Here is a 9,415-nt window from a genome sequence, read left to right on the forward strand (position 1 = left end):
TGGAGTTTTTTATTACTGAGAAAAAATTTTTACTTCAATTTCGTCAACGCTTTAGAATTTCTCAACAAAAACACATATTGAAAATAATCAGTCGTAACAGCATCTTTTAGAGGTAGAATATTTTCTCCAAAAGCTCTAGATTTTACTGTTATCAAATTTTGCGATTTCAGGTAAGGTGAATTTTTCGCGTTAAGCTTAAAAAGCGTGATTGATTCTGGTTTGCTCAATTCTTTTATATCATTAATTCCTTTTACAAGCATTAGCGGACCGTCGGCATTTATCCAATTAACTTTTTCATTTTCAGGAGTTGGAAACTGAGGATTTTTAGGAAGATACATTTCGCTATCAATGGTATAACTTACAAAGCTTGTAACCTTTACGCCAGAATCTTTTAATCCTGCAGCAAAAGTTGCTCTACCCGATTCTGTTTTCTTTTGCAGCGTATGAAAAAATCCGAAGAGTCCATAAAATTTTTCGTTTTCAAGATGTCTTTTTTGAATTACATTTTTAAAATTAGCAACCATCGCTTCATCTCTTGAACCTTTCGATTCATCATCAAAATTTTTATCGATTCCGATTACTGTAATTTTTAGAGAATCAGCCAAATTACGGTTGTAATCATGAACAGCACTCCATTTATCAAATAATTCTTGGCTAGATTGCTGAGGAATTCTTCTTTTGATAGATTCTACAACTTCTCTCAAAGCCACTTTATTTTTTTCATTTTCTAAAAATAAAAAAGCATTCAACTTTTGAGCTGTCAAACTATCCATTTCGGCAATATAATATTTGACTCCAACCTTTTTATTCAAGAAAAAAAGCATTTCCTGATCTATTTTCTGATTGTCAGCATAACCATGAATTTCTCCTAGCAAAAACACTTGCGACTTATAAAAATCTGCATCAAACAATCTCTCATTGATTGAAGTTGTTATCTCAACATTATTTTTTGACAAATAGCTGATATTATCATCTTTTTTAGATTCCAAGAATAATTTGTTACTGATATACAAATAAGCAATAAAAAGTAAAACAATACTCAAAAGGCTGATAAACGTGATTTTGATAAATTTTAAAATTTTCTTCATGGTTATGTATTATGGTTGTTTTGATTTTGATGTAAAAATATTTTTATTCAGCAGAACATTCAATTTTTATTGACTGAATTGTTGTTTCCAACAGATGAATTGTTTAACCAATAACTGTTTTTATAGATTTGTTGCATGAATCAGAAAAACAAATGTTTTTCTTGTAAATTTACAATTCGTGTCAGCTTAGAATAAATCATTCTTAACTTTAAAGAATCGGAATAGAATTAAAAAACTTTATAAATAAAATGGAAATATTAATAATTACTGGCCCTCCTTATTCTGGAAAAGGTACGCAATGCGAAATTTTAAAGGACGAACTTCATTTTGAGCATATTTCTACGGGGGACAGATGCCGCTTGGAAAAACAACATGAAACGGAAATTGGAAAAATTATGTCACAATATGAAGAAAAAGGAGATTTAGTTCCTGATTCTATCATGAAAGATCTTTTCAGTAAAATATTGGATGAAAATAGAGGCGCTAAAGGAATCATTTTAGACGGTTATCCAAGAACAGAGCCACAGGTAAATGATTTATTAGAACTTGTTAAATCTAAAAACCTGGAAATTGGAAAAGTAATTAATATTGATGTTCCAAAAGAAGAACTTTTAAAAAGAGCAAAAAAAAGAGCGGAAACTTCTAACAGAAAAGATGATAAAGATGCCAATATTCATCTTAAAAGAATTGAAGTTTTTGAAAATTCGACGAGACCAGCAATTGAATATATGAAGTCAAAAATTAAAGTTCTCACTTTTGACGGGATGGGCACAATTGAAGAAATAACAAAACGAATTAAGGATAATTTGTAACAACAATAATAGTTTACTCGATTACAAACTTCATTAAATTCTATAAAAAACTCCATTAGAAATAATGGAGTTTTTTTTATCTCATGATTGTTATTTAATCTTTATTAAATCTAAATCCTGAAAGTCAAAACTAAAATCGATGTTTGGAGAAATTCCCTTCATTTTAATAGATTGAGCTTTACCATTTTCGTCTAGAGAAAACATTGCTAACGCATCACAATTCATTGCTTGATATTCCCATTTTATAGCAAATGTATTGGCATTGTAAAAAGCCATTGGTCCATTTAATTTAGGCGAACGATACGATTTAAACCATAATTGTTTGTCTTTTTCAAATATTTCAATTTCACCAAACCATTTATCGGCATAAACGCCTATAAAATCTTCATTCTTTATTTTTACCTTTTTAGACAGTTTTACTTTTTCCCAAACATTTTTAGTCACATCATCACCTTTATTTCTGTCTTCATTCATCCATTCTACCAATTTATCAGTCCATCCAAAATCGTCTAAACCTAAATAACTGTCAGAAATTGTATTACTAACTGCCGTAAAAAGTCCCCCTCCTCCATTTTCTGTATTAGTTAAAATTACAATTCCCAAATTCAAATCTGGATACATGGTTACAATAGAAAGCATTCCTGGCAAACCTCCAGTATGCGATACTTTTAAAGTTCCTTTCTCGTCTGACAATTGCCAGCCTAAACCATAACCATTAAAATGAGAATTGTATCTTGGATTTTGATCTGTTTCCTGAACAGTATGTATTCTCCACATTTCATTGTGGTTTTCTAAGGAAAAAAGCGGTGTTTTCGAGTCCGGCCCGTACTGACCTTTATTCAAACGAACTATCATCCACTTTGCCATATCTTCTGCGTTAGAAAATATTCCTCCGGCAGCGACACTAAGTTGATCACCAAAACCTTCAATTTTCTTTATCGTTCCAGATTCTGATGAATGGGAAACTGCAAAATTAGATCTATCTTTTATTAAACTGCTTCCAACAAATGTATTGTTCATTTGTAAAGGATCAATAATTCTTTTTTGTACAAATTCTTCATAACTCATACCGCTCACTCTTGCAATTACTTCTCCTGCTACAATATAAAGTAAATTATCATAATCCCATTTGGTTCGAAAAGCTGAAACGGGTTTAAAATATTGAAAGTTTGTCAATACATCTTTAATGGTAAAATTAGTGCCGTCAGGAAAAAACATCAAATCGCCAGCTCCCAAACCTAATCCGCTGCGATGAGTCAGCAAATCTTGTATATTAAAATTCTCCGTCACATAATCATTATACATTTTAAATTCAGGAATAAAATCTCTTACTTTATCTGTCCACTTTAATTTTCCTTCATCTTCTAAAATAGAAAGTGCAGCCGTTGTAAACGCTTTACTATTTGAGGCAATTTGAAAATTTGTCTTTTCATTAACCTCATTTTTTGTTTCTATAGAACTGACGCCATACCCTTTTAAGTGAATTATTTTTCCATCTTTAACAACCGCAATCGACGCTCCCGCTACTTTAAACTTTGTTAATGCAGATTGCATCAACAAATCAATTTTATCTGATGTTAGCTGGCCAAAAGCTGTTGCACATGAAAAACAAATGCAAATAACTGTGATAAAAAAACTATTTACTTTTTTCATATTATTGATTTAATTAATGTTTCTAAATTAGATGTTTTCTGATTCACAATTATCAATTGACTTTTATCGTCCAATAGAATTTTCTCGGCAAATTCTTTATCTGGATTTCCTTTCCAGTTTTTAAGTTCTTTAAACTTCCCTTTTAAAAGTTTAATCTTTTCTTTATTGTCTTTTGATATAATTACCATTTTGGTCAATGGTGTCTGCTTCATTTTTTCAATACTGCTGTCTGTAATTTGATCTTCGTATTCTGTTCTGGAGCGATAACGGAACATTTTGTTTATTACATTAAAATCTTTTTCATTTTCAGTAATCACATAACGATACGTCATAATATTATTCATTTCGTTTATCCAATCTGGAAAATTGGTTTCGTAAAGCTGAATGTACTGATCTATAAAATTCTTATCAATCGGTTTCTTCTGTTCGATATATTCTTTCGTTAACGGATAAATTTGTCTTGCCATCAAATTGATATATTTATTATTATACCATTCTCCTTCGTCAACTTTATTATCCAATTTTTCGTAAACATAACCGTTACCCAATACCGTCGCCAAAACTTCATTCATGAGCTGATAAGCATAATTGCTGCATTTCGATTTATTTTCTTTAAAATAAGTATCTATTTCCGTTTTAACTTCAAGCGATTGTTCGTCATAAATAATGTGATATGTTTCGTGCATCATTACACTAAATAAATCTTTATGCGATTTTAAATCGGTTTGGATGGCACTCATAAAATTATTACAGAATGCAGAAGCGGTAAAACCTTTTGAATTGGGTAAAGGATAAAAGGCAGCCTCAAACGGGATTGAATTATCCCAATTAGAATTATAAAATGCTAATCCTGTTTTAAAATAATCTTCAATGTGATGTTCATTAGAATATTTGATAATTTCATCCAACTGTTTTTCAAATTTTTCTTTGTTCGAATTATAAATCAGTTCATTATAGATTGGTGTAAATTCAGAAATACATTCGCCTAAATCACTCAAAGTTTTATTAGGAATCATTCCTGCAGAACGAAGTTTGAAATCATTTAAGTTATCTGTCTCTATTAAATTCTTTTTCAAGATATCTTTTGTCTGCATTGTTTTCTTTGAGCCGTACGGAAAATCTTCGAACCGAAAACTATACGAAATAGACAATTTATCAAATTTTGAGATTAAGCTTTTATACTTCTCGACATTGTATTTTGATTTTTGAAATTCTGTTTTAAAAACATTATCTGGATAATAATCAGATAAATTCTCTAAGAACACAAAAACCGCAAGTTGTTCAGAATATTTGATTTTAAAAGAAGGATTTTGTCCAAATGAAAGTGAACTTAATAATAAAAAAACCAGCAAAAATGTATTTTTCATGCAATTTCTATTAGTAGTAAAAGTTTAGATTTCGAATAACGTTTTATAAATATAAGATATTTTACAAGCGTCTGTTTCTTTTCTTTTTAGATGTTACAACTTCTTTAATCAAACCTCGTTCTAAAAGCATTTTGTTGTAAAAACCTTCGCGAAGTTTTTCAAATTCTTCTTTCAAAAGAAAAAGTAACTTTTCTGATTCGTTTGGATTTTCGAGTTTTTTCAACATAATTCCAATTCCTGAATTATGCGAAATTCCGTCACGATTAATAACAAAATGAAGCATGCTGGAATCTTCCATAAAAAAATCAGAATAGTACTTTTTTAATTGCAATTCTTTCTGATTCATTAAAAGATCTATCAGTTTTTTGATTTCGGTAGGCAATTCAAACCCCAATAAACTTTCAATTTCTTTACTATCTTTTTCTCCAGCATAAAAGGCAATTTCTCCCCTGCATTCATAATAGATATCAACGAAAATTTCAAATCTTAAAAGGCGTTCTGTCCAACCATCTGAGTAAATACAGGAAAGAAGATATTCTTCATCTAAAACATAATAGCCCGATTCATCAGGTTTTTGAATTTCTAATCGGTTAAAGCCCATTTATTTTTATTTTGTTGTTTCTAAATGATGCTGTTCCTAAAATTTCACTAATTCTTTTTTTTTTTGACATCTTTTTCTCGGTTCCAACATCTCCGAATTGGTTCTGTATTTTGAACAACGAAACTATCTTTTTGTATTATATTCCTCTGCAATATCACTCCAATCATCATTCCATGTACTCTCAAAATAAATATCTGCCTTCTCCCAATCTTTTGCGTCCCAATCTTCTCTTTCATCAACTAGTTTCAATTTTTCAGACTTAATTTTTTCTATCATCAAATTTAGAAAATCTTCAAAGTTGTCTGCGATTACCGAAACCGGCTCAGGATCTCCGCATGGAAGATAAATAATCTGCCCTAAAATACCGTCTGTATTTGGAATAAAATCTATACAAAGAAAATTTCCCGAGCCATCGTGGGCAAATGGGATTCTTTTAGTGGAATACAAAATATCGGTAATTTTTTTTACCTGATTAATAGCTTCAGGTTTTGTATCGGGAGCATTTTTAAAAAATAGCCATTCTCTTTTAACTTCTTCAACACCTAAATATCCAAATCCTCCCAAGAAACCCAAACTTCTTTTTTCTCCGTTATAAGTTTTCAATAATTGAATATAAGATGCAGGTAATTTTTGACCTGTAAATTTCTCCAGTTCCTGTATTTCACCATCGGTTGTTCCTTTATTCATAAAACGATCAAAAATATCAAGCTTACTTTTACAAACATTAATTAAACTAACTGTTGCTTCTGGTTTCATTTTAGATTGATTTTTTTTGATTTGTGCTTTTGAATAATTAAAAAACAATGTAAGTATTAAAATTAAGTAATATTTTTTCATCTTAAATTTTATAATATCGAATGATTATCCTTTTCACAATCATTTTTTTCTTCTTTCTGTCAAATATTTTCTTAATGGTTTATCATAAACATTCATTACGAAATAAGCAAAACCAACTAAAAGTATCACACTTGTTGTTACGATAAATGTAAGCTGCATTGTATTTGGTTTATAATTGACATAGTAATTTCCGAACATCCATAGTACAGCATAATGTGTCATATATAACGGATATGAAATGTTACCCGAAAATGTGCATATCTTTTTCAAACAAGGTTTTAAATGAGCGCCAGCACTCAAAGAAATTAATAACGGAAAGTAAAATAAAACCACAAAGGGTTCAGTCAGCCAATTCCACTCTGAGAAAGGCATTACAAAAGCCAAAAGCAATAAGATAGTCAATCCGGCAAATCCCAATTTATTTTTGATAATCCAATTGGATCGGTAAATAAGCAATCCGGCCAAAAAAGAGTACGATATTCTGGCGCAACCGTCCCAAAAAGTTGGTCCACTCCATCCTCCTATTAAATTTCCAGAACTATATCCAACATAACAAATTGCAACTGCAGAAATTAAAGTAAGAACAACTAAAAAGTTTTTGCGAATTTTATAAAGTACAAGTGCATAAACGATATTAGCAATATATTCCCAAAAAAGAGACCATGCGGGCGCATTAAAACTAAATAAATTAAATCCGCGATCTTCAATAACCGGAAACGGAATAAGAAATAAGGAACATATAAATGTCAAAATAATTTTTCCTGTGCTATACAATTCTAAATGCCCTCCAAACGGATCAAACAAGAAAGCCAATAATCCTAATATTGATCCCGCTATAACCAAAGGGTGCAATCTTATAATTCTAGATATAAAAAAATTGCGAAGACCCATTTTTGCAATACGATCATCATAAGCGTATCCAATTACAAATCCAGAAAGGCAAAAGAAAAAATCAACAGCTAAAAATCCGTGTCCAATAAAGTTTTGACTTGGATCTGTAAAAATCCATTCCATAAAGTGAAACACAACAACAGCAAAAGCTGCGATGCCTCTTAGTCCGTCTAAAATTTCAAAATGCTGTTTTGTTTCAAGAACTGCTGTAGTTGATTGGTTGGTAGTCATTAAATTGTAATATTCTTAATTAAAGTGATTTGGTGCCGACGCAAGTTCTACAAATAAATATTCAAATCAAAATCAGATTTATTTAATTCTGCTGCAAAATGCCTCAAGTTTCACATTTAAATAACTTTTTTAACTTTTTCATTCCATATCCTTTTTATAAGTTTGCTAAAATTCAAATTTAATCATGAGTTTCAAAGGTTGTCTTCCTCCTCCATAAATTAATAATACGTTTTTAGTATTGACATTAGACCGATTATTCTTGGTCAAATTTTGTATGTCTTTACCTCAATTCAATTATTAATATTCAAAATACATCCCTCAAAAGGATAGACAACTTTTATGAAAAAATCTTATTTGATACTGCATACTGCAGTTTTACTTGCTGGTTTTACTGGCGTTTTCGGAAAACTAATTTCTCTTAACGAAATTACTCTAGTTTGGTACAGAGTTTTATTTGCTTCTATTATTCTATTTTTTATTTTAAAAATATACAATATTAAAACGCTCAAATCATTTTCTGAAATAGCAAAAATTTCTAAAGCTGGAGTTCTTATTACCATTCACTGGATTTTTTTCTACGCCAGCATTAAGTATTCTAACATATCTATAGGTGTTGTATGCTATTGTTTGACTAGTTTTTTTACTGCCTTTTTTGAACCTATTCTCAATAAAAAAAGATTTAATCTGATTCAAATTTTATTAAGTATGCTAACCTTATTGGGAATAAGTCTAATTTTTCATTTTGATTCTTCATATCAGCTTGGGATTTTGTTAGGTGTAATTTCGTCTGCATTTGCCGCTTTGTATACCATTTACAATGAAAGGTTAGTGCAATTTTATGATAGCAAACTAATTAATTTTTATCAGATGATTGGCGGAACTATAGTATTAGGACTCTCTTTGCCATTCTATTTTTACAATTTTCCAGATCAGACTTTTATTCCAAACTTAACAGACATTTTCTATTTATTGATTTTGGCTTCCTGTTGTACAGTTGCACTTTATGTAATGTTCGCAGAATCACTCAAAAAGATTCCTGCCTTTACTATAAACCTAACTTTTAACTTAGAACCAATTTATTCAATAATACTAGCTTTTTTATTTTTTAACGAAGGACAATCAGTTAATTTCTCATTTTATATTGGAATTAGTTTGGTTATGACCTCTGTTTTACTTCAGTCCATAATTTCTATTCGAAATAAAAACACAATCGAACATCAAATTTCTTAACACTTTAAAACAAAAAAAACTCCTTTTTCTCAAAAGGAGTTTTTCTTTTTATATAAAATGCCTTAATCATTCAAACCTTTTCCCTCCAAAATTCTTGACATACTTTTCTCTACTCTAGCTTCTCTAGTTTTAGATTGTTTCGGTTGAGAAAAATGAAGTAAATAAGCTCGTTGTCTTCCTGGGGTTAAAGTATAAAAAGCTTTTTTAAAATTAGGATCGCTATCAAATTTATTCTGAAGTTCTTCGGCAATTTCAAATTCAGAAACTTTTTTCAACTCTACTTTTTGTCCAGATTTTTCAATTTCGGCCGCTTCAAAAATATACTTTTTAAGAATTTCTTTTTTAGCTAAAATATCTTGAAAACTCGTAAATCGAACTTGACGTGCTGCCTGAACATTTTTTGATTGCTGAATTAATATTTTATCAGGGTCTTTCATTAAAGCTCCTTTAAAAAACAAAAAAGCAAAATATTCCTTAAAAGCATGAATCAAAACAATGTTGGCTCCATCAAAAGTGTAACACGGACATCCCCATTTTAATTCTTCCGACAAGTGACAGTCTAAAACAATATCTCTTAATTGTTCTAGTTCTGCTTTCCATTTCTCAGCTTTTTCAAAATAAAAATCAACTTTAGAATTTTCGCTATAAGCAGTCATAATAAATTCTTTTAAAATTTACTATAAATATAAAAATTTAGACAATCTT

The 9,415-nt window shown here is 30.0% G+C and carries 9 protein-coding genes; 2 read left to right on the forward strand and 7 right to left on the reverse strand.

Annotated features, from left to right (window positions below; translation table 11 throughout):
• Positions 1 to 29: 29 nt before the first annotated feature.
• Complete coding sequence (locus tag B3J44_RS14495; protein ID WP_286969194.1) at positions 30 to 1,088, reverse strand: hypothetical protein; 1,059 nt, start codon at positions 1,086 to 1,088, stop codon at positions 30 to 32.
• A gap of 248 nt (positions 1,089 to 1,336) precedes the next feature.
• Between B3J44_RS14495 and B3J44_RS14500 the strand changes: the two genes are divergently transcribed.
• On the forward strand, positions 1,337 to 1,900 hold the full coding sequence (locus B3J44_RS14500) for an adenylate kinase family protein (protein WP_286969195.1): 564 nt from the start codon (positions 1,337 to 1,339) through the stop codon (positions 1,898 to 1,900).
• Between the two features lie 90 nt (positions 1,901 to 1,990).
• Here the strand turns inward: B3J44_RS14500 and B3J44_RS14505 are convergent, their stop codons facing one another.
• The 5 genes from B3J44_RS14505 to B3J44_RS14525 all read right to left on the reverse strand — a co-directional run bounded on the left by B3J44_RS14505 (position 1,991) and on the right by B3J44_RS14525 (position 7,480).
• Positions 1,991 to 3,553, reverse strand: coding sequence for a serine hydrolase (locus B3J44_RS14505; RefSeq protein ID WP_286969196.1), 1,563 nt, complete (start codon positions 3,551 to 3,553; stop codon positions 1,991 to 1,993).
• On the reverse strand, positions 3,550 to 4,920 hold the full coding sequence (locus tag B3J44_RS14510) for a hypothetical protein (protein WP_286969198.1): 1,371 nt from the start codon (positions 4,918 to 4,920) through the stop codon (positions 3,550 to 3,552). Before B3J44_RS14510 ends, B3J44_RS14505 begins: the two co-directional genes overlap by 4 nt.
• A 61-nt stretch (positions 4,921 to 4,981) precedes the next feature.
• Entirely contained in the window at positions 4,982 to 5,521 is a 540-nt protein-coding gene (locus B3J44_RS14515; RefSeq protein WP_286969199.1) for a hypothetical protein, read from the reverse strand.
• Positions 5,522 to 5,644: 123 nt separating this feature from the next.
• Positions 5,645 to 6,358, reverse strand: a complete 714-nt coding sequence (locus B3J44_RS14520; protein WP_286969200.1) for an SMI1/KNR4 family protein — start codon at positions 6,356 to 6,358, stop codon at positions 5,645 to 5,647.
• Positions 6,359 to 6,397: 39 nt separating this feature from the next.
• Positions 6,398 to 7,480: an acyltransferase family protein gene (locus B3J44_RS14525; RefSeq protein ID WP_286969201.1), complete on the reverse strand. Its 1,083-nt coding sequence runs from the start codon at positions 7,478 to 7,480 to the stop codon at positions 6,398 to 6,400.
• Positions 7,481 to 7,819: 339 nt separating this feature from the next.
• Here B3J44_RS14525 and B3J44_RS14530 point away from each other — a divergent pair, with 339 nt between their 5' ends.
• A complete protein-coding gene (locus B3J44_RS14530) occupies positions 7,820 to 8,710 on the forward strand; it encodes a DMT family transporter (RefSeq protein ID WP_286969202.1) in 891 nt (296 codons plus the stop codon).
• Between the two features lie 62 nt (positions 8,711 to 8,772).
• Here the strand turns inward: B3J44_RS14530 and B3J44_RS14535 are convergent, their stop codons facing one another.
• Positions 8,773 to 9,366 carry a YdeI/OmpD-associated family protein gene (locus B3J44_RS14535; protein ID WP_286969203.1) on the reverse strand — a complete coding sequence of 198 codons (594 nt, stop codon included), beginning with the start codon at positions 9,364 to 9,366 and terminating at the stop codon, positions 8,773 to 8,775.
• Positions 9,367 to 9,415: the final 49 nt, after the last annotated feature.

The organism is Flavobacterium sp. UBA4854 (assembly GCF_002399805.1).
GTDB lineage: Bacteria > Bacteroidota > Bacteroidia > Flavobacteriales > Flavobacteriaceae > Flavobacterium > Flavobacterium ginsengisoli.